The 19891-nt window shown below is 62.4% G+C and carries 15 protein-coding genes and 1 tRNA gene; 6 read left to right on the top strand and 10 right to left on the bottom strand.

What is annotated here, in order from left to right:
* Window positions 1–29: 29 nt before the first annotated feature.
* Together GRI32_RS08960 and GRI32_RS08955 are read right to left on the bottom strand one after the other, a co-directional pair.
* Window positions 30–1283 carry a hypothetical protein gene (locus GRI32_RS08960; RefSeq protein ID WP_160591400.1) on the bottom strand — a complete coding sequence of 418 codons (1254 nt, stop codon included), beginning with the start codon at window positions 1281–1283 and terminating at the stop codon, window positions 30–32.
* A complete protein-coding gene (locus GRI32_RS08955; protein WP_160591398.1) occupies window positions 1280–2683 on the bottom strand; it encodes a glycosyl transferase family protein in 1404 nt (467 codons plus the stop codon). Before GRI32_RS08955 ends, GRI32_RS08960 begins: the two co-directional genes overlap by 4 nt.
* A 119-nt stretch (window positions 2684–2802) precedes the next feature.
* Here GRI32_RS08955 and nhaA point away from each other — a divergent pair, with 119 nt between their 5' ends.
* A complete protein-coding gene (gene nhaA / locus GRI32_RS08950) occupies window positions 2803–4017 on the top strand; it encodes a Na+/H+ antiporter NhaA (protein WP_160591395.1) in 1215 nt (404 codons plus the stop codon).
* 64 nt (window positions 4018–4081) lie between these two features.
* On the opposite strand, the gene GRI32_RS08945 is transcribed toward nhaA, so the two are convergent.
* On the bottom strand, window positions 4082–4366 hold the full coding sequence (locus tag GRI32_RS08945; RefSeq protein ID WP_160591393.1) for a DUF3297 family protein: 285 nt from the start codon (window positions 4364–4366) through the stop codon (window positions 4082–4084).
* Window positions 4367–4531: 165 nt separating this feature from the next.
* Here GRI32_RS08945 and GRI32_RS08940 point away from each other — a divergent pair.
* Both GRI32_RS08940 and tig read left to right on the top strand, forming a co-directional pair.
* A tRNA-Leu gene (locus GRI32_RS08940) sits at window positions 4532–4616 on the top strand.
* A gap of 50 nt (window positions 4617–4666) precedes the next feature.
* Window positions 4667–6235 carry a trigger factor gene (gene tig, locus GRI32_RS08935; RefSeq protein WP_160591392.1) on the top strand — a complete coding sequence of 523 codons (1569 nt, stop codon included), beginning with the start codon at window positions 4667–4669 and terminating at the stop codon, window positions 6233–6235.
* A gap of 108 nt (window positions 6236–6343) precedes the next feature.
* Here tig and GRI32_RS08930 read toward each other — a convergent pair whose 3' ends face one another.
* From GRI32_RS08930 to GRI32_RS08920, 3 genes are all read right to left on the bottom strand, one after another.
* Complete coding sequence (locus tag GRI32_RS08930) at window positions 6344–8476, bottom strand: TonB-dependent receptor plug domain-containing protein (protein WP_160591379.1); 2133 nt, start codon at window positions 8474–8476, stop codon at window positions 6344–6346.
* A gap of 101 nt (window positions 8477–8577) precedes the next feature.
* A complete protein-coding gene (locus GRI32_RS08925) occupies window positions 8578–10173 on the bottom strand; it encodes an amidase (protein WP_160591377.1) in 1596 nt (531 codons plus the stop codon).
* Window positions 10174–10213: 40 nt separating this feature from the next.
* Window positions 10214–12367 (bottom strand): TonB-dependent receptor plug domain-containing protein, encoded by a 2154-nt coding sequence (locus GRI32_RS08920; RefSeq protein ID WP_160591375.1) that lies wholly within the window; start codon window positions 12365–12367, stop codon window positions 10214–10216.
* 228 nt (window positions 12368–12595) lie between these two features.
* Here GRI32_RS08920 and GRI32_RS08915 point away from each other — a divergent pair, with 228 nt between their 5' ends.
* The 3 genes from GRI32_RS08915 (at window position 12596) to clpX (ending at window position 15954) form a co-directional block, all read left to right on the top strand.
* Window positions 12596–13279 carry an ATP-dependent Clp protease proteolytic subunit gene (locus GRI32_RS08915; RefSeq protein ID WP_160591372.1) on the top strand — a complete coding sequence of 228 codons (684 nt, stop codon included), beginning with the start codon at window positions 12596–12598 and terminating at the stop codon, window positions 13277–13279.
* Window positions 13280–13334: 55 nt separating this feature from the next.
* Entirely contained in the window at window positions 13335–14459 is a 1125-nt protein-coding gene (locus tag GRI32_RS08910; RefSeq protein WP_160591370.1) for an acyltransferase family protein, read from the top strand.
* A gap of 229 nt (window positions 14460–14688) precedes the next feature.
* Entirely contained in the window at window positions 14689–15954 is a 1266-nt protein-coding gene (gene clpX / locus GRI32_RS08905; protein ID WP_160591368.1) for an ATP-dependent Clp protease ATP-binding subunit ClpX, read from the top strand.
* 189 nt (window positions 15955–16143) lie between these two features.
* Here clpX and GRI32_RS08900 read toward each other — a convergent pair whose 3' ends face one another.
* From GRI32_RS08900 to GRI32_RS08885, 4 genes are all read right to left on the bottom strand, one after another.
* Entirely contained in the window at window positions 16144–17121 is a 978-nt protein-coding gene (locus GRI32_RS08900; RefSeq protein ID WP_160591366.1) for a cation diffusion facilitator family transporter, read from the bottom strand.
* A gap of 4 nt (window positions 17122–17125) precedes the next feature.
* Window positions 17126–17797 carry a monofunctional biosynthetic peptidoglycan transglycosylase gene (mtgA, locus tag GRI32_RS08895; RefSeq protein ID WP_160591364.1) on the bottom strand — a complete coding sequence of 224 codons (672 nt, stop codon included), beginning with the start codon at window positions 17795–17797 and terminating at the stop codon, window positions 17126–17128.
* Window positions 17798–17840: 43 nt separating this feature from the next.
* Window positions 17841–18746, bottom strand: a complete 906-nt coding sequence (gene rpoH / locus GRI32_RS08890) for an RNA polymerase sigma factor RpoH (RefSeq protein WP_337190195.1) — start codon at window positions 18744–18746, stop codon at window positions 17841–17843.
* A gap of 123 nt (window positions 18747–18869) precedes the next feature.
* Window positions 18870–19835, bottom strand: a complete 966-nt coding sequence (locus GRI32_RS08885; protein ID WP_160591360.1) for an RluA family pseudouridine synthase — start codon at window positions 19833–19835, stop codon at window positions 18870–18872.
* Window positions 19836–19891: the final 56 nt, after the last annotated feature.

The following is a 19891-nucleotide window of genomic DNA, read 5'->3' as shown; positions in this document are numbered from 1 at the left end:
TTTGATAGAAGGTGAATGGTGAGTTGTGCCTAAAATCCGGCGGATAGTGTGAGCGCAGGGCCACTAGCCGGCTGCGCATCGCCCGCCACGCGGAAGCGATAATCAGCCGCCACACGCCCGCGCGTATCGCCCAGGCGGAAGGTTACAGAGGCGCTTGGGCCGATATCCAGCCTGCGGGCATCATCCTGCGCGCCGCCCCAGACCGCGCCGCCTGCGCGCAATTGCACGTCCTGGGAACCCGCCAGCGCACGATCGACGCGCGCCTGCCCATCGACAAAGGCGGTGGCGAAATCGCCGCCGACATAGCCGCCCTGCAGATACAGCTCCCCGGTCAGCCCGGCGGGCAGCTCTACCGGCGGCAATTCGGTCACCGCATAGGCAGCGGGCCGCACATCTGTTCCGCCAGCACGCCGCGCCAGCCGCATTTCAGCCGCGAGGCGAATCGGGACAGCGGCAATCGGGCGGGCAGAGACGCCTGCCGCCGCTTCATGCTCACGCGCACCTTCCAGCGCGCCCGATCCGCGCACGTATACTTGCGGCCGGTTGCGGCTGGCCGGTGCCAGGGAATATCGCACCACCGCGCCTGCCTGGCTGCGGCCATAGGACGGACGGCCCGAAAGCAGCGGCGATGCGCTGTCCTGCCGCCACATCAACCAGCCATCGGCGGACCAGCGGCCCTCCCCGTCTTGCTGCGCGCCCGCATAGGGCACCGCGAAGGGCGCGGCCTGCGGTGCAGCAGCTGCAACCGAGGCCAGACCGGTATCGCCGGATCGACCGGGCACACGGTCTTGCACCGGATCGAAGAACACGCGCAGATGCTCGGGCACTTCCAGTTGCGAGAAGGCCGCTGCCAACAGCATCGTATGCCCCGCCACAATCCGTTGAGGCGCCTTATGGGCCGCATTCTGAGGCGTGTTCCGGAGCAAGACCTGCGATGTATCGGAAAGCTGTTCGCCGTCCCATGGCTGCGCGGCGCGATCGGGATCGTTCCAGCCACTGGCCGCAGGTGCATCGGGCACGGCGGGCGGCGCCCAGTCCAAAGCCTCTCCACCCTCACCCGCGCGCAATGGCGATTGCAGCCGCGGGAAGCCGGCGGGAGGCGTATCCTGCGCGCTTGGCGCGTCCGCTGCGGTGGTGTTGATCAGCTGCGCGATCATGACATGGGCGGGGAATGGCGCTTCCCACGTGGCCGCGCGCATCCCGATCCAGCCCAGCATCACCAGGCCCAGCATTGCCAGTGGCTGTCCGCGCCAGGCGGGTCTGCTGTTCCGGCCCCGGTTCATGTTGTCGGGACTTCACGCAATGTCGCGGCGGGATGCAGTTCGTGATGGGTCTTTTCCCACAACACCTCGCCACCGCGCAGCGTGCGGGCATAGGCCACGATTGCCCTGCGCCCGGCCATGATCGCGATCACATTGGTCACCGGAATGCGCAGGATGGCGCGCAGCCCCTCAACCGGGCCATATTCGCGGGCGGTAAAGGCAAAGCGCACCAGCGCCCGCCAGACAAAGCTCGCAAGATTGGCGACAATCAGCATGCTGAGCAGCGGATCGGTCTGCCACGGACGCTCGACACCCAGTTCGCCCAGGACAAAGAACAGACCCGCCAGAATGAAGAAGGCATATCCGCAGGCCAGCACCACAGCGGCCATCGGCCCGCGCCGGTCACGCAGCCGCATCCAGCGTTCGGTCAGGCCGCCTTCCCAGCCCAGACGGTCCCACCCCTGCAGCGCAATGCCATGGACCCAGCGCGATTTCTGGCGCACGCAGGAATCGATCCGGGAAGGGAAAAAGGCCCGCGTCGCCACCAGCTCGCCATCATCGCCGCGCACGCGCAGGAAGCGGGAACGACCGCCCGCCGCCTCTATGCGCATGCCCAGCTCATAATCCTCGGTCAGCGATTCGACGGAAAAGGGTGCATTGGCGTCCTGCAGGTGAGCCATGTCCCGCAGCATGCCGCGATCAAGCGCACAGCCCACGCCTGCGGCCGGCAGGCAGGCCCCCATGGCATCGCGCACCACCATGGTCTTGCCATGCGCCTCGGCAAATTCCTCGCAATAATGGCTGCCGATCCAGCGCGATTCCTTCTGCGGCAGAGGCAGGACCGGGATCTGGACGAATTCAAAGCGCTCAATCGCCTTGTCCATCAGGCCCATTTCCGCGGGATCGACCATGTCTTCTGCATCGTGCAGCAGGACCATGCGCACATCCTGGCCGCTGCGCTGTTCGTCCATCTCCATCGCGGCATACAGGCGATTGAGGCAATCGGCCTTGGTCGAGGGGCCATCGCAATCATGCACCACAATGCGCACGCGGCGATCGTTGCCGGCACCGCGCATGGCGGCTTCCAGTGTGGCCATATCGTTGCGATAACAGCCGACATAAATCACATATTCGGTGTGCGACCAGGCCCTGAGAGCATGGGTGATCGTGTGTTCGATCACGCTCTCTTCCTTCCAGGCGGGAATGAAGACGGCTGCATGACCGTTCAACCGGCGCGTGCGCACATCCTCGCGCACCAGATTGAGGCTGCGGTTGCGGCCAGTCAGCCGCAGCCAGGCCCACAGTCCGTCAACTGCCAGCTCGTCCAACGCCCCGATCAGAAAGAACATGCCGGCAAAAAGCAGTAACTCCTGCTCTACAACCGCCAGCCATTCCAAGATGGTCCAATGCCCCAGATTCATTCACTCACCAGTAAGGTCTTACGTATTTTTTCATAGGCCTATCGATCACAGACAAAAAACTCAATGATCCGTCAGGCGAGGGTTGCATCCTTACCGCAATTGCGAAAAGACGAATACACATGGCAAACACACCGATCATCAGAGCAGTCGTCCGGCCCTTCAAGGCCTTGTTCATCAGCGATGCCTTCGAAGGCGTCCTGCTGATCGCGGTTGCCGCGGCGGCCATGTTCGTGGCCAATTCCGCGGTGGCGGACAGCTACCACCACCTGTTCCACGGAGAGTTGTTTCCCAGCGCCACCTTCAAGCTGAACACGCTGCACCTGTGGATCAATGACGGGCTGATGGCGATCTTCTTCTTCGTTGTCGGGCTGGAAGTGAAGCGCGAACTGATCGTCGGCAATCTGTCCGATCCCAAGCAGCGCACGCTGCCGGTGCTGGCGGCGATTGCCGGCATGGCGGCTCCGGCGCTGGTCTATACCCTCATTGCCGGCGGCGAGCCCAATCTGGTGCGCGGCTGGGCAATCCCGGCGGCAACCGACATCGCCTTTGCCATGGGCGTGGTCGGCCTGCTGGGCACGCGCGTTCCTGCGCCCCTGCGGCTGTTCCTGCTGACCGTGGCGATCGTGGACGATATCGGCGCGGTGATGATCATCGCGGTGTTCTTTACCGCCAATATCAAGCTGATCTGGCTGATCGGATCGATCCTGGTGCTGGGCGCGATGATCGCCATGAACCGCATCAAGGTGGACCGGATCTGGCCCTATATCTTTGCCGCCATCGTGCTGTGGTACTGCGTCCTCAATTCAGGCGTCCATGCCACCATCGCTGGCGTATTGGCCGCGCTGACCATCCCCATGCACCGGCGCGACGGCAACAGCCTGCTGGAAAATATCGAACACGGGCTGGTGGGCTGGAACGCCTATCTGGTGGTGCCGCTGTTCGGCTTTGCCAATGCCGGCGTGGCGCTGGCGGGCATGGGTCTGCCAGAACTGCTCGCACCGCTGCCGCTGGCGGTGGCATCGGGTCTGGTGGTGGGCAAGCAGGTGGGCATCTTCACCTGCGTCTATCTGGCCGACAAGCTCAACATCGCCAAGAAGCCGGACGGTTGCAGCTGGCCCGAAGTGTGGGGCGTGTGCATCTTGTGCGGGATCGGCTTCACCATGTCGCTGTTCATCGGCGAACTGGCCTTCCCGCAATATCGCCTGCTGATAGACGAGGCGAAGATCGGCATTCTCACCGGCTCGCTGATCTCGGCCATACTGGGCTATATCGTGCTGCGCATGACCACCACCCATCCGGACGAGAAAGACGATCCCTACGATCCAGTCGTGTGAGGCCAGTCGTGTGAGGCCGGTGGTGTAAGGTCAGTTGTGTGAGGAACGGCCTGCGCGGCGGGCCTTAGCCCTTCTTGTTGACCGGCGGTTCGTCGCCCAGGTCTTCATACCAGGCTTCCACCGGGCCATTCAGCTTGATCGTCAGCGGACGGCCCTTGCGGTCCATCGTCTTGCCCGCCTGCACGCGCACCCAGCCTTCGGAAATGCAATATTCCTCAATATCGGTGCGCACCCGGTCCTTGAACCTGATGCCCACGCCGCGTTGCAGCTTGTCAGCATCGAAGAATTCGCTGGAGGGGTGGATTGCCAGGTGATCGGGCGGTGTGTCTTGTTCGGTTTTGTCGCTCATGGTTGCGCGCTTAGCCACGCAATGGCGGGAAAATCAATCACACTTCATCGCATGATATGCAGATTAAGCCATTTTGCACGCTCGTGCCGCTTGCCCTTTGTGCTTAGCAAATATAAGGGCGCATGCCTGTTTGTCAGGCGCATGCCTGAGCGAATTCGTCGGGCCGCGGGCGTGGCGGAATTGGTAGACGCGCTGGTTTTAGGTACCAGTATCGAAAGATGTGGGGGTTCGAGTCCCTTCGCCCGCACCAGTTCCTTCAGCGATCTGGGCAAGGCAAGATTATTGAAAAGGCACGGGTAAATGCAAATTGTCGAAACCACCAACGAAGGCCTCAAGCGCGCCTACACTCTGACCATTCCGGCCAAGGATATCGATGCCCGCATCGATGCCGAGGTGAAGAAGGTTGCACCGCAGGTGAAAATGCCCGGCTTCCGCCCCGGCAAGGTGCCTGCAAATCTGGTCCGCAAGATGCATGGCGAGGCGCTGCATTCCGATGCACTGAACGCCACTTTGCGCGAATCGGTCGAAGGCCTGATCCGTGACAAGAAGCTGCGTCCCGCGCTGCAGCCCAAGGTCGACATGACCGCAGGCTATGAACAGGGCAAGGATGCCGAACTGACCATCGAAGTGGAAGTGCTGCCCGATATCGAGGTGCCCTCCATCGATGGCCTGAAGCTGGAAAAGCTCAACGTTCCGGTCAGCGATGCGGACCTGGATGCGGCGCTGGCGCGTCTGGCCGAGGGTCAGAAGAGCTACAAGGACGCCGCCAAGACGAAGAAGGCCGCTGACGGCGATCAGATCGTGATCGATTTCGTCGGCAGCATCGACGGCGTGGAATTCGAAGGCGGCAAGGCCGAGAACACCCCGCTGGTGCTGGGCTCCGGCCAGTTCATCCCCGGTTTCGAAGACCAGCTCACGGGCGTGAAGACCGGTGACAAGAAGACCATCACGGTAACCTTCCCCGATGATTATCCGGCCGAAAACCTGAAGGGCAAGGATGCCCAATTCGCCGTGACGGTGCAGGCTGTGAAGGTCGAAGATGAAACCAGGATTGACGAGGAATTCGCCAAGAGCCTGGGCCTCGACGGTCTCGACAAGCTCAAGGAAATTCTCAAGGGCCAGCTGGAGCAGGAAACTGCCGGGCTCACCCGCACGCAGATGAAGCGCCAGCTGCTCGATACGCTGGCTGCCGATTATGATTTCGAAGTGCCGCCAACCATGGTTGAGGCTGAATTCGAACAGATCTGGAACCAGCTGCAGGCAGAAGCCGCCAAGGAAGAAGATCCCGCTACGGCGCAGAAGGAAATCGAAGCCGAGAAGGACGATTACCACCGCATTGCCGTGCGCCGTGTGCGCCTGGGCCTGTTGCTGTCTGAAATTGGCCAGGCCAATGGCGTGGAAGTTACCAACCAGGAAATGTCCATGCTGATCCAGCAGGCCGCGCAGCAGTATAGCCCTGCCGACCGTGAGCGCTTTGTCGAATATGTTCGCAGCGAACCGATGGCCCAGGCCCAGCTTCGCGCGCCGCTGTATGAAGACAAGGTGGTCGATTTCCTGTTCGACAAGGCCGAAGTGACCGAGCGCGAAGTGACTCGCGAGGAACTGGAAGCCGCGATCGAGGCGGAGGAATCCACCGCCGCCAAGCCTGCTGCCAAGAAGAAGGCACCGGCCAAGAAGGCTCCCGCCAAGAAGGCAGAGGCAAAGCCGGCTGCGGAGAAGGCAGAAGCCAAGCCCGCCGCAAAGAAGGCCCCTGCCAAGAAGGCTCCGGCCAAGGAAGCAGCAAAGCCTGCCGCGGAGAAGAAGCCCGCTGCCAAGAAGGCACCTGCGAAGAAGGCTCCGGCCAAGAAAGCTCCGGCAAAGAAGGCCTAGACCCAGCTGCAGTCGGCTTCGGCCCAGACAAAAAGAGGGCGGCCCTGCCAGATGGCGGGGCCGCCTTTTCTATTGCGGCATGCGAGTCTTGTGGGGAGGACTGGCCGCTCAGAAACTTCCTGAAACGCTGAGATTGAATACCTGGCCGATGGCCAGCCGCCGGTCTTCGCTGAACAGCACCGGTGCGGTGTTGCGCGGGCCGCTGTAGATCGTGCGTTGCAGCACGTTGCGGCCATTGAAAATATTGCCCACGCGGCCCCTGATGGTCAGGCCCAGCACATCCTTGTTCTCGACAAAGATCGCCCCGAAAGTGGCGACATTATAATCCAGCGTGACTTCCCTCAGGCGATAGCCGAGCGCGCTGCTGGTATCGCGGAATTCCACGCCCCAGGCCCAATCGGTATCGGGCACGTCATGACGAAAATCGAGGCGAATCTCGAACGGGGAATTGCGGTCGAAACGGCGGGGCAGGAAGGTGACCGGATCCAGCAGGTTGGAATCCTCGGCGCTGATGCGCACGTCCAGCTGGGCACCGCGCCAGCCCAGTGCCTCCATCTGAAGCGTACCGTTCAGACGCAGGCCCCGGCGGTGTGCACTGTCGATATTGCCGCTCGATTCCCCGCCGCCAATGGTGGGGATGATGGTCAGGAAGTCCTCTATCCGGTGATCGAACAGCGTCAGCGTGGCCGAACCCCAGCGCCCGAAGTTCCTGGACACTTCCAGCTCGGTTTCCCAGCTCTGCTGCGGGCGCAGCTGGTTGTTGCCGGTGCTCTGGTTTTCATCGGTCAGATTGACGCTGGCGAGGAAGTCACCAAAATTGAGCTGTCCCACGCGGCGCGCAACTTTCAGACTGATGTCCAGCCCGTCTGCCGCCGCCCAGGACAGCGAAACCGTGCCCTTGGGCCGCTGGAACGTGCGCGACAGGGCATTGACGCCGGTCTGTGAGATCTTTGAATATTCGCCGCCCGCCGCCAGTTGCAGCGACAGCCCCTCGGTCAGCGAGGTGGAGTAGCTGAGGATCGATTCGAACCGCTCCTCGCGCACGCCGCCGGTCCCCGCGGGGAAGGGAATCTGGAAGAACTCGTCGGTGATGGCGTTATAGCCGAACAGGCTGGCGACATTGTCGAGCCGGTTGAACGCCGCTTCGCCCGAAATCTGCCAGTCGCCGTTCAGCATTCCCCAGCTGTATTCGGCCCGCGCGATCCGTTCGCCCGTGTCGCTCAACCGCTCGTACCTGCTGCCGCTGGTGGGCGCAGTGCCCAGGTCGAGCAGCGAACTTGTCTTGAAATTGCCGTGCTCGTAGCTCTCCAGAGCGATCAGCTTGAGCTTGCCGGGGCCGAGCGGGAACTCGATATCGCCGCCGATCTCGTAGGAATGCTGATCATTGGTGGAGCGGAACCGCTCAAAGAATGTCGGCAGCGGATTGAGCGCGGTGCGGCGCTCCTCCTCATCAGACCGGAAAATGGTAAGCCCGCCCGAGAGGTTCAGGTTGACCTTGACCTCGGGCGCAATCTCGAAGGCAAAGCTGCCGGTCAGCGAGGGGCGCTTGAAGTCCGCCGATTGCGTGTTGAACCGCTCATCCACCACGCCTGCACTGTCGGTGAAAATGGAGGGGCCTTCCGACCCACGGATGAAGCCGCCGCTGTTGAAGGCGAGCGAATAATTCACCCCGCTTGCGGAGCCGCGCACCGAGATATTGCCCTCGCTCCAGCCAACAGGCGCGGGTCCGGTGGAAATCTGCGGGCGCCAGGAAAACTGGCCCGACATGCTGCCCGTGCGCACGATGACATTGGCCACCTGGCCAGACAGGCCGGGAATTTCCAGCGACGCGCCATCGACAATCTCGATCCGCACCACATTGCTGACCGGGATGCGCGACAGTTCATCGCGCGTGCTGGTGGATTTGCTGGAAATCCGGTCCCCGTTGATCAGCAGATTGCCCGATGCCTCGCCAAAGCCGCGTCCGCCGCCATTGAAGCCGCCGCCGCCCCCTTCGACATTGAAGCCGGGTATCTGTTCGATCAGGTTGAGCGCTGTGCGCGGGGCGAAACGCGCGAAGTCTTCCGGGACATAGACACGCGGCGCGTTGGAAAGCGGGAAGTTCTGCTCTGCGGCAACGGGCTGCTCGCTCGGCCCGGCGAGCAGTTCACCGGGAATGGCCGTGTCTTCTTCCTGCGCCCACGCGGGATTGGCCGCGCACAAAAGCGCAGCAGCAAGGGCGAAGCGCCCGGCATCCCTCAACAACAATTGCAAGCGCGCAGATCCATCCGTTGATTATGTCCAGTTTCGCTAGACGCAATCAACTGGACGAACAACATAGCAAATGTATCAAACTGTGTCGCTCAGTTTGGCTGCCAGGGCTGAAAAGAAGGCTGCGGCAGGGTAACGCTGCGCGCCCTTTCATAGGCCGCACCCGCCTGCAAAACCGCGGCATCGCGCCATTTTGCGCCGATGAAGGACAGGCCCACCGGGAGCCGCTCCACAGCGCCCATCGGCACGGTCAGGTGCGGATATCCGGCGATTGCGGCCAGGCTGCCCGCGCCAATTCCGGGCGCGAAATGGTCTCCAAGCACCAGGTCGATCGGCCATGCAGGGCCTTCGGTGGGGGCGATCAGGAAGGCGACATCATGCTGCGCCAGCAGCCGGTCTATCCCTTCAGGGCCAGCCAGATTGAAGCTGGTTGCACGCGCCGCCTCATAGGCCGCGCGGTCCGTGGTCTGTTCCGAAAGTTCGAAGATGTCCTGCCCGAACCAGCGCAATTCCTGATCGGCATGGGCGGTGTTGAAGGCGATCACATCGGCCAGCGAGCGCACCGGAATATCGGCAGGCGAGCCTTGCAGATAGGCGTTCAGATCCTCGCGCAGCTCATACAGCAGCACGCCATATTCATTCATCCCCATGCTTTCATCGGGCGTGAAATCCACGTCCACCAGCACTGCGCCCGCCGCTTCCAGATCGCGCAATGCCTGTTCGAACACCGCCGCAACCGCCGCATTGCCGCCAATCTGGTTGCGCATCACGCCCAGCCGCACGCCCTGGAGGGATGCGGTTTGCAGGCCCTGAGTGAAATCGGTGACATGCTCATCCGCATCCTGCGTTGCGGGATCGAGCGGATCACTGCCGGCAATCGCGGCCAGCAGCAGCGCTGCATCGCGGACATTGCTGGCCATTGGTCCTGCGGTGTCCTGCGAGTGGCTGATCGGCACCACATGGGTGCGGCTGACCATGCCCACGGTGGGCTTGAAGCCGACAATGCCGTTTACGCTGGCCGGGCAGGTGATCGATCCGTCGGTCTCCGTGCCGATGGCCGCCCAGGAAAAGCCCGCCGCCACCGCCGCGCCGCTGCCCGCGGATGATCCGCAGGTGTTGCGGTCAGTCGCATGCGGATTGCGCGTCTGCCCGCCCACCGCGCTCCACCCGCTGGAGGAGGTGGTGCTGCGAATATTGGCCCATTCGGACAGGTTGGTCTTGCCCAGCACCACCCCGCCCGCGCGGCGCAGATTGGCGATCAATGGAGCATCGCGGCCAGTGTTGTTGTTTGCCAGGGCCAGCGACCCGGCGGTGGTGGGGAATTCACGCGTTTCGATATTGTCCTTCACCAGCACGGTGCGGCCCTGAAGCAAGCCATCGCCAGCGGAAGCCGCGCGCGCCGCTTCGCCAGCATCGGGATTGACCACGATGACCGCAGCCAGCATCACCCCGGCATCGTCACGGCGCGCAATCCGCTCCAGCTGGGTGCTGGCATCGAGCGCGGCCTGATCTGCGCGCATCTCGCTGGTGGGTATGCGTTGATCGGCAATGACGATTGTCTCGCGCTGCTGTGCTTGCAACGGAACGGCGATGAGGGCGCTGGCGGCGAGCAATGCGGTGGCCAGCGCGACGGGCAGCGCGGCGGGCAGAGCAGCGGGCAGAGCGGCGGGCGGGGGAGCATGTTTCATGGCACTTTCCTGCGCCACGAAGTGATCTGACGCAATACCGCTAAAAATCACCCGTCAGCTGAAAGCGGAAGATCGGCTGCACCGACAGGTTGCGATATTCGTGGAACAGCACCGGCGTGCGGTCACGGTAGCCCGCATAGACCGTGCGCTGGAATCGTGCACTTCCTCCTGTCAGGTTGAACACCTGGAAATTGGCAGTCATGCCCAGCACGTCCTTATGTTCGATAAAGGCATAGGTGTAGGCGGGGCCTTCATCGTCGCGGCCCACTTCGCCAAGACGGTAGAAAGGCAGGGTGTGATTGTAACTTACCCCTGCACCCCAGGCCCAGTCGCTGCCGGGGATATCATGCCGCAGGTTAAGCTCCAGCTGGACATTGGTCTGGCCGCTGAACGGGCGCGCAATGCCGGTCAGCGGATCGGACAGGCTACTGTCGGTATAGACCACCACACTATCCAGCTTGGCCCCGTTCCAGCCCATCTGCGCCAGCTCGAACGTGGATCGCCAGTCAATGCTATAGCGCCGGGCGGAGGGGATATTGCCGCTTGCCTCCAGCCCGCCGGGCAGCGGGATGATTTCCACCAGATCCTCAAACCAGCGGCCATAGATCTTCAGCGTGGTGGAACCCCACGGCCCCAGATCCTTGTCGATCTCCAGATCCGCTTCCCACACCTGCGGCGGTACAAGCTGCACATTGCCAGCATTCTGGTTGTTCTGGTTGAGCGAGACGCTGGAAAGGAAATCGCCGAATGACAGCTGGCGCACTTCGCGGGCCATTTTGAACGAGACGTCCAGCCCGTCCTCAACCACCCAGGCCAGCGTGGCCGAACCCTTGGGCCGCCAGAAGCGCCGCACCAGCCCGCCCGGCCCGCTTTGCGCCAGCGTGGAATATTCTCCGCCCACACCAACCTGCAGCGACAGGCCGCCGGTCAATGTCCGGTTATGCGTCAGGATGGTTTCATAACGGTCCTCCGTCACTCCGCCCGATCCGGTGGGAAAGGCGATCTCGACAAAGTCGCCCGACGGATCGAGATTGAACAGGCTGGCGCTGCGGTCCAGCCGGTTGAAAGCGGCCTCACCGTCCCATTGCCAGTCCCCGCCCAGCATCGCCCAGCTGTATTCGGCGCGGCCAATCCGCTCACCCGTCTCGGTCCGCGCGGTATAGCGGTTGCCGGTATCGGGGGAGCCATCGTCAAAGATGAATACCGAATCCTGGCGCACCCTGCCGCGGTCATAGCTTTCCAGCACGATCACCTTCATCCGGCCCGCACCCAGCGCGAAATCCACATCGCCGCCCAGCTCATAACCCCAGCCGCGGTTGCGGTTGTCGAAATTGCGAAAGCGGTCCACGCCGATCACCAGATCGCGGTATTCATCGTCGGAGAAATGGTTGAAGTTGCGGCTGTAGCTGGCGTTGGCGTTGACGATGGTGCCGCCCGCGCTGGTCCATTTGCCGCGCGCGGAAAGTTGCGGGAAATCGCCGACAAAGCGGATCGCCGCATCGCGGTTTTCGATGATATTGCCCGCAGCATCGCTGATCGTGGCGAGGCCTCCGCCCCCTCCGCCGCGGCCCACGCCGTGGTTATAGGCCACGGTCCATTCGTGATTTTCCCCCGATCCGCTGACCGACACCGATCCGCCGAAATAACTCGGCTCGGCATAGCGGGGCCGGGCGGTGGCGCGATATTCGAACTGGCCGCTGATCGCACCGGGACTGGTCACCACGTTGGCCACCTGGCCAGACAGGCCGGGAATGGCCAGGCTGGCGGCATCGACAATCTCGATCCGTTCCACCCGGTCGATGGAAATCTGCCGCAACTGGTCAAAAATCCCGTCAGACTTGCTGGAAATCCGCGCACCATTGACCAGCACGTTGGCGCTGGCCTGGCCCAGCCCGCGCTGGCCATCGTCACCGCGAATGGAAAAGCCGGGCACTTGCTGCAACATGTCGAGCGCATTGCGCGGGGCAAAACGGGCGAAGTCCTGTGGCACGTAAACCATGCCGCCAAGCGCCAGCACCTGCTGGACCGCGTCGGCGCTGGAGTCGGCACTGGCGTCGGCGCTGGCGTCGGCGCTGGCGTCTTCGCCGTTCTCTCCGCCAGCAGGGGCTTCCTCAGCCTCCTGCGCGCTGACCGCCAGTGGCGTCCCGCCCATGGCCAGACTGGCCCCCGCCAGCAAGGCTGCAATATCCCGCAAACTGATCCCCTCCCCACGACCACATCTGTGATCATACCGGGTGGTAGCCGCAATCCGCCGTGTCACAGACTGGATTCGACGGGGCGCTTACCGTGCACGATGAACCGCTGTTCCCGTGTCCCGAACAGCGGATATTGTCAGGCGGATGGGGGAGAAGCGCGCAAGCCCCTTGAACATCAGGTGAGCACGCGCGACATAGGTTTCGCAATTCAATCTGAGAGGACATCCATGTTCGACCCGTTCGGCGATAACAACGACCGCTTCACCACCGATCCCATTACCGGCCAGCTGATCCCGGTGGTGGTGGAATCGACCAGCCGGGGTGAGCGCAGCTTCGACATTTTCAGCCGCCTTCTGCGTGAACGGATCGTGTTCGTCACCGGACAGGTGGAGGACAACATGGCCAGCGTCATCGTTGCCCAGCTGCTGTTCCTGGAGAGCGAGAACAGCCAGGATATTTCCATGTACATCAACTCGCCCGGCGGCGTGGTGACGGCCGGCATGGCGATCCATGACACCATGCAATACATCAAGCCCAAGGTACGCACCGTGTGCGTTGGCCAGGCGGCATCGATGGGCAGCTTCCTGCTGGCAGCGGGTGAACCAGGCATGCGCGTGGCACTGCCCAATGCCCGCATCATGGTGCACCAGCCCAGCGGCGGCGCACGCGGCATGGCCTCCGATATCGAGATTCAGGCGCGCGAGATTCTGCGCATCCGCAGCCGGATGAACGATCTTTACGTCAAATATACCGGCCAGAGCCTGACCGATATCGAGAATGCGATGGACCGTGACACCTTCCTGGAAGCGGAAGAAGCGCTGAAATTCGGCATTGTCGACAAGGTCTTCGCGCATCGTCCCAAGGGTGAAAATCCCGATGAGCCAGAGGGCACCGGCGGCGCGCCTGAATAAGCATGTGGTGGGGGGCTGCCAGCATTCTTGCTGACATGATAACGAGGGCAGGGGCATGACCGGTCTGGCAAAGCCCGCTGGCAACAGCGGCGCCACCGGTCTGGCCTCCCGCCTGTTCCCCCCGCTGGCCGGCGCGCCCGGCGAAATCGCCACTATCCAGTACCTGCGCGGCTTTGCTGCGGTGCTGGTGCTGTTGTACCACCTCTCGCAGCAATGGGCGCCTGTTGGCGGCATTCCGGCGCTGGAAGTGATGCGTTCGGGCGTGGACGTATTCTTCGTGATCAGCGGCTTCGTGATGGTCTGGTCGACCGACAAGGGCAGCCGGCTGAGCGCGGGCACATTCATGGCCCGCCGCATCGCCCGCGTTGCCCCGCTGTACTGGGTGATCACCAGCGCGGTGGTGCTGGTGCTGCTGCTGGCACCCGGCGCCATCGGCTGGACCGGCACCAACATCTGGCACATAATCGCATCCTACCTTTTCCTGCCGGCGGTGAACCCGCTGATCGGCGCGATCTATCCGGTGGTGCCGCTGGGCTGGACGCTGCTGTTCGAAATGTTCTTCTACGCCATGTTCGCGCTGGCCATCCTGCTGGGCGGACGGGTTCCGCGCCGGGTGATGGCGATCCTGATCACCTCCATGCTGGCGCTGGTGGCGCTGGGCAAGGCGGTGGCTCTGCCCGTGGCGCTGGCCTTCTATGCCCGGCCAATCCTGCTGGAATTCGTGTTCGGCGTGATCGTGGGTCTGGTGTTCAAGGGACCGATCCTCCCGGGAGGAGCACGCTCCCACCTGCCCTATTACGTGATCGCCTTTGCCGGGCTGTTCCTGCTGCTGTTCCTGCCTGATATGCCCAATTCCTGGCGCGCGTTGCGCTTTGGCATTCCATCGGCGCTGATGGTGTATGGCTTTGTCCACATCCAGGCGGCCCCCAGCGCGCTGTGGCACCGCATGGGGGACATGTCATACTCTCTCTACCTGATTCATTATCCGATCGTGGTGGCGTTCGGCGCGGCCTGGCATGGCGCATTTTCGCAATACGGACTGCCGGCCTATGCGCTGTTCATGGCCGCAGGCACCGCTATCTCCCTGATTTTCGGATATTTGTGCTGGCTGCTGGTTGAACTTCCGCTGATAGACAGCGCCCGCCGCCGCCTGCGCAGGCCCACCGCCGCCCCAGCTTAATTGCGCAGGATTTGCGTCCGGGACTGGAAGAAAGCGGCACACATCCTATTTTATCATTTCAACCAGCCGCATGGACTGTAGCATTTTGGCAACCCTGTCCCTTCAGGCGGGATCAAGGCGGGGGATATAGGGTACATGCGATTGATATTGTTTCGGCCAGCTATACATTGGCGTGGCTGATTCCTGCGTCTGTCATCACAACATGCGGGGCAGCGCATAAGGCGAGGTTATGACCAAATTGAGCGGATCCGATAGCAAGAGCACCCTGTACTGCAGCTTCTGCGGTAAGTCCCAGCACGAGGTGCGCAAGCTTATCGCCGGCCCAACCGTGTTCATCTGCGATGAATGCGTGGAGCTGTGCAACGACATTATCCGTGAGGAAGCCAAGGGTGGAATCGCGGGCAAGAAGGATGGCGAGATCGCCACTCCGCACGAGATTTGTGACAAGCTGAACGATTATGTGATCGGCCAGGAACGCGCCAAGCGCGTGCTCTCCGTCGCCGTGCACAATCACTACAAGCGCCTGAAGCACGCCGGGAAATCGGGCGATGTGGAACTGGCCAAGTCCAACATCCTGCTGATCGGCCCCACGGGTTCGGGCAAGACGCTGCTGGCCCAGACGCTGGCGCGCACGTTCGACGTGCCCTTCACCATGGCCGATGCCACCACGCTGACCGAGGCTGGCTACGTGGGTGAGGACGTGGAAAACATCATCCTCAAGCTGCTCCAGTCGTCCGACTACAATGTCGAGAAGGCGCAGCACGGCATCGTCTATATTGACGAGATCGACAAGATCACCCGCAAGGCGGAAAACCCCTCCATCACGCGCGACGTATCGGGCGAAGGCGTGCAGCAGGCTTTGCTCAAGCTGATGGAAGGCACCACCGCCAGCGTTCCCCCGCAGGGCGGGCGCAAGCATCCGCAGCAGGAATTCCTGCAGGTGGACACCACCAACATCCTGTTCATCTGTGGCGGTGCCTTTGCCGGCCTGGAAAAGATCATCGGTGACCGCCTGCAAAAGCGTTCGATCGGTTTTGGCGCCCATGTGGAAGATCCCACCAAGGCCAAGATCGGCGAAATGCTGCAAAAGTGCGAACCCGAAGATCTGCTGAAATTCGGCCTGATCCCGGAATTCGTCGGCCGCCTGCCGGTGATCGCCACCCTGCACGATCTTGATGTCGATGCTCTGGTGACGATCCTGAGCGAGCCGAAGAACGCGCTGGCCAAGCAATATATGAAGCTGTTCGAGCTGGAAGACGTGGAGCTGACCTTCACCGAAGAGGCCCTGCGCGCGATTGCCGAGAAGGCGCTGAAGCGCAAGACCGGTGCTCGTGGCCTTCGCTCCATCGTCGAAAGCATTCTGCTCGATACCATGTTCGACCTGCCCAGCATGGAAGGCGTGACCGAAGTCGTCGTCGATGCAGACGTGATCGCGGGCCGCAAGGAACCCGTGCGCGTGGTCGGCAATGAGAAGAAGAAGGAAGAAGCGGCCTAGGTCGTTTGAGCCGAACTGACGTTCGGCCCCCTCAGATACTGGACGCGGCCCATCAGGGCTGTCTGGCTTGCGGGCTGCCTTCGGGCGGCCCGTTTGCTTTTGGCGCAATGCACGATCTGAAGGACCATGTTTACATTGTCTCCGGGTCCAGTTCCTGCCTGGATGCGGCAACCGCCCGGCGCGTAGCGATCAGTCGCAGCCCACCGCGCATTCCTCTGCCCGGCCCGTCTCCACCTGCACGGTTGCATGGCCGATGTGGAAGCGGTGTTCCAGTTCATGCGCCACCTCGTGCAGGAAGCCATCGCCGGGATGGCCGCCGGGCATGCACACATGCGCCGTCAGCGCGGTCTCGGTCGTGCTCATCGGCCAGATGTGCAGGTCATGCACCGTCTCCACCCCTGCAAGGCCGGACAGATAGGCGCGCACATCGCTCTCGCTGATGCCATCGGGAACGGCCAGCAGGCCCATCTTCACACTGTCCTTCAGCAGGCCCCAGGTGCCCCATGCGATCACCGCCACGATCACCAGGCTGACGATCGGATCGATCAGCACCGCGCCTGTCATCACGATGGCCACGCCGGCAACCACCACGCCCACGCTGACCAGCGCATCGGCGGCCATATGCAGGAAGGCCCCGCGAATATTGATGTCATGCTTGCGCCCGCGCATGAACATCAGCGCGGTGGCGGTGTTGATGACGATGCCGATGCCCGCCACCCAGACCATGGTCCAGCCCTCCACGTCCGCCGGCACGATCAGGCGGTGCATGGTCTCGAACAGAATGGCGCCAATGGTGATCACCAGCAGCGTGGCATTGGCCAGCGCGGCGAGAATGGTCGAGCTTTTGAGGCCGTAGGTAAAACGCGCAGTGGCAGGCTTTCTGGCCGCGACGCTGGCCGCCCAGGCGATCAGCAGAGCCAGCACGTCTGACAGATTGTGGCCCGCATCGGCGATCAGCGCCATCGATCCGGACAGATAGCCGAACAGCGCCTCCACCAGCACGAAGCCGGTGTTGAGGCCCGCCCCTACGGCAAAGGCGGTGCCATAGTCGGCAGGCGCGTGGCTGTGCGCATGGCCGTGGCCGTGTGAATGCCCATGTGCATGACCGTGTGCATGACCCTCATGGTGGTCATGATCGTCATGGCTGTGAGAGTGGCCTGCGCCCATGTGCCTAGTCGTAGACGCAAGCGTCGAGGCCGTCACGCCTCACCACACCGATGCGCGCCTCTATCGTGTTGCCATATCGGCGGGTGAAGCCGGTGGGGTTCACCACTTCGCGCTTTTTCGGGCTGGGCAGGGCCGCGGCGATGCGGCTGGCTTCATCGCGGGAAAGGCGCGCGGCGGAATGGTCGAAATAGCGCTGCGATCCTGCCTCCACGCCGTAAGTGCCGATGCCGGTTTCCGCGACATTGAGATAGACTTCCATGATCCGGCGTTTGGTCCAGATCTTCTCGATCAGGAAGGTGAACCAGGTCTCCAGCCCTTTGCGGAACCAGCTGCCGCCCTGCCACAGGAACACGTTCTTGGCGGTCTGCTGGCTGATGGAGGATGCGCCGCGTTCGCGCGTGCCGGCGGCGCGTTCCTCCAGCGCATCCTCGATCGCTTCGACGTCGAAGCCCTCGTGGGTGCAGAACTTGCTGTCCTCCGCCGCGATCACCGCGCTCACCATGTTGCGGTCAATGCGCGAAAGCGGCTCCCAGTCGCGGGTGACGGAGTTCTCATCCATCAGCATGGTGGCGGTATAGGTCACCGGCACAAAGCGAAACAGCACCACCAGCACCAGGCTGGCGGCGATGAAGACGATGATGGATTTGGCGAGGATTCGCAGAGTTGTTATGACCATGGGCCGCCTTCTAGCGAAAGCGGCCCGGTCAATAAATGCAAGATCACGCAGCCGCGGCTGGCATCAGCCTTTCACCGGCAATGCGCTGCATCGCTTTTTGCAGCTTCTCAAACGCGCGCACCTCGATCTGGCGGATGCGTTCGCGGCTGACATCGTAAACCTGCGACAGTTCTTCCAGCGTCTGCGGATTATCCGTCAGGCGGCGTTCGGTCAGGATGTGCTTTTCGCGGTCGTTGAGCGCGCCCATCGCCTCCACCAGCATTTCGCGGCGCAGGTCTGCCTCTTCGGCCTCGGCCACCACCACGTCCTGCAGCGGACGCTCGTCCGTCAGCCAGTCCTGCCATTCGCCGGAGCCATCTTCGCCATTGCGCATGGGGACGTTGAGCGAACCATCGCCGCCCATCATCATGCGCCGGTTCATGTTGATGACTTCCTGCTCCGACACGCCCAGATCGGTGGCGATCTTGGTCACATCATCAGGGTGCAGGTCGCTGTCTTCATAGGCTTCCAGCTGCTTCTTCATCCGGCGAAGGTTGAAGAACAGCTTCTTCTGCGCGGCGGTGGTGCCCATTTTCACGAGCGACCAGGAGCGCAGGATGAATTCCTGCATGCTCGCCTTGATCCACCACATGGCATAGGTCGCCAGGCGGAAACCGCGCTCCGGCTCGAACTTCTTGACGCCCTGCATCAGGCCGACATTGCCTTCGGAAATGAGGTCGGACACCGGCAGGCCATAGCCGCGATAGCCCATGGCGATCTTGGCCACCAGGCGCAGGTGACTGGTCACCAGCTGCGCGGCGGCATCGGGATCCTCATGTTCCTTGTAGCGCATGGCGAGCATGTATTCCTGCTCTGCCGTCAGCACCGGGAATTTCTTGATTTCGGCCAGGTAGCGATTGAGGCTCTGCTCTCCGCCAAGGGCTGGCACTGAAGGTCGATTATTGCTCACTTTTTTCCCATACCTTTCTATCGTCGACCGCAATTTGCAGGCCCCTGCTGGGCACCTGACCTTCGGCGGCCACATTATTGGTTCGTCCCTTATAGCCGAACACGCTGTCAGATAGGACGCATTTCATCGATTGGAATGACTGGTTTCGTCGATCAGTTCCCGCATATCTGCCGGCAATTCGCTGCTGAATCGCAAGAAGTTACCGTTAACGGGGTGATTAAACCCCAGAATCGCCGCGTGCAGGGCCTGGCGGTTGAACTCCAGGCGTTTGAGAACAGGGCGAATCTGCGCATTTGCTCGGCCATAGACAGGGTCTCCCAATAGCGCATGACCGATTGACGCAAGGTGAACCCTGACCTGGTGGGTCCTGCCTGTTTCCAGCCGGCATTCGATCAGCGCGCAGCCATCCAGCCGTTTCAGGGTCTTGTAATGCGTAACCGCGTGTTTCCCGCGCGAGGAATCGGAGGACAGGACCGCCATTTTCTTGCGGTTGGCGTCGCTGCGCCCGATTCGCGCATCAATCGTGCCCGCTGGCGGCACGGGATGGCCGCTGCACACCGCCAGATAGGCGCGTTCGAGCGAGTGATCGGCGAATTGCCGCGCCAGCCCCTCATGCGCGGCGTCGCTTTTGGCCACCACCAGCAGGCCCGATGTATCCTTGTCGATCCGGTGGACGATGCCGGGCCGTGCCACGCCGCCAATTCCGGCCAGCTGACCGCCGCCCTTCACCGCGCAATGATGCAGCAGCGCGTTGACCAGAGTGCCGTCCGGATTGCCCGCCGCCGGGTGGACCACCATGCCAGCAGGCTTGTCCACCACGATCAGGTGCTCATCCTCATACACCACGGTGATGGGGATATCCTGTGGAAGAGCCTGTGGACTATCCAGGGGCGGAATGTGGACAGAAAAGCTCAAGCCCGCTTGAACCTTGGCGGAAGCGCTGGAAGCAGCCTTGCCGCCCACTTCCACCTTTCCCTCTGATATCAGCGCCTTGACCCGTTCGCGCGACAGATCGGTCACTTCGGCCAGCGCCTTGTCCAGCCGGCCGGCGGTGGTGATCGTGCCCGTGATGGTTTTTTCGCGCTCCATGCGGGCGATGTGGCCGAGCGTGCCCCGTCTGACAAGTATCGCGGCCACAGCTGCCC

Source organism: Alteraurantiacibacter aestuarii (genome assembly GCF_009827405.1).
GTDB lineage: Bacteria > Pseudomonadota > Alphaproteobacteria > Sphingomonadales > Sphingomonadaceae > Alteraurantiacibacter > Alteraurantiacibacter aestuarii.
Note: the sequence above shows the minus strand (reverse complement) of the source record. Positions and strands in the feature narration are given on the sequence as shown.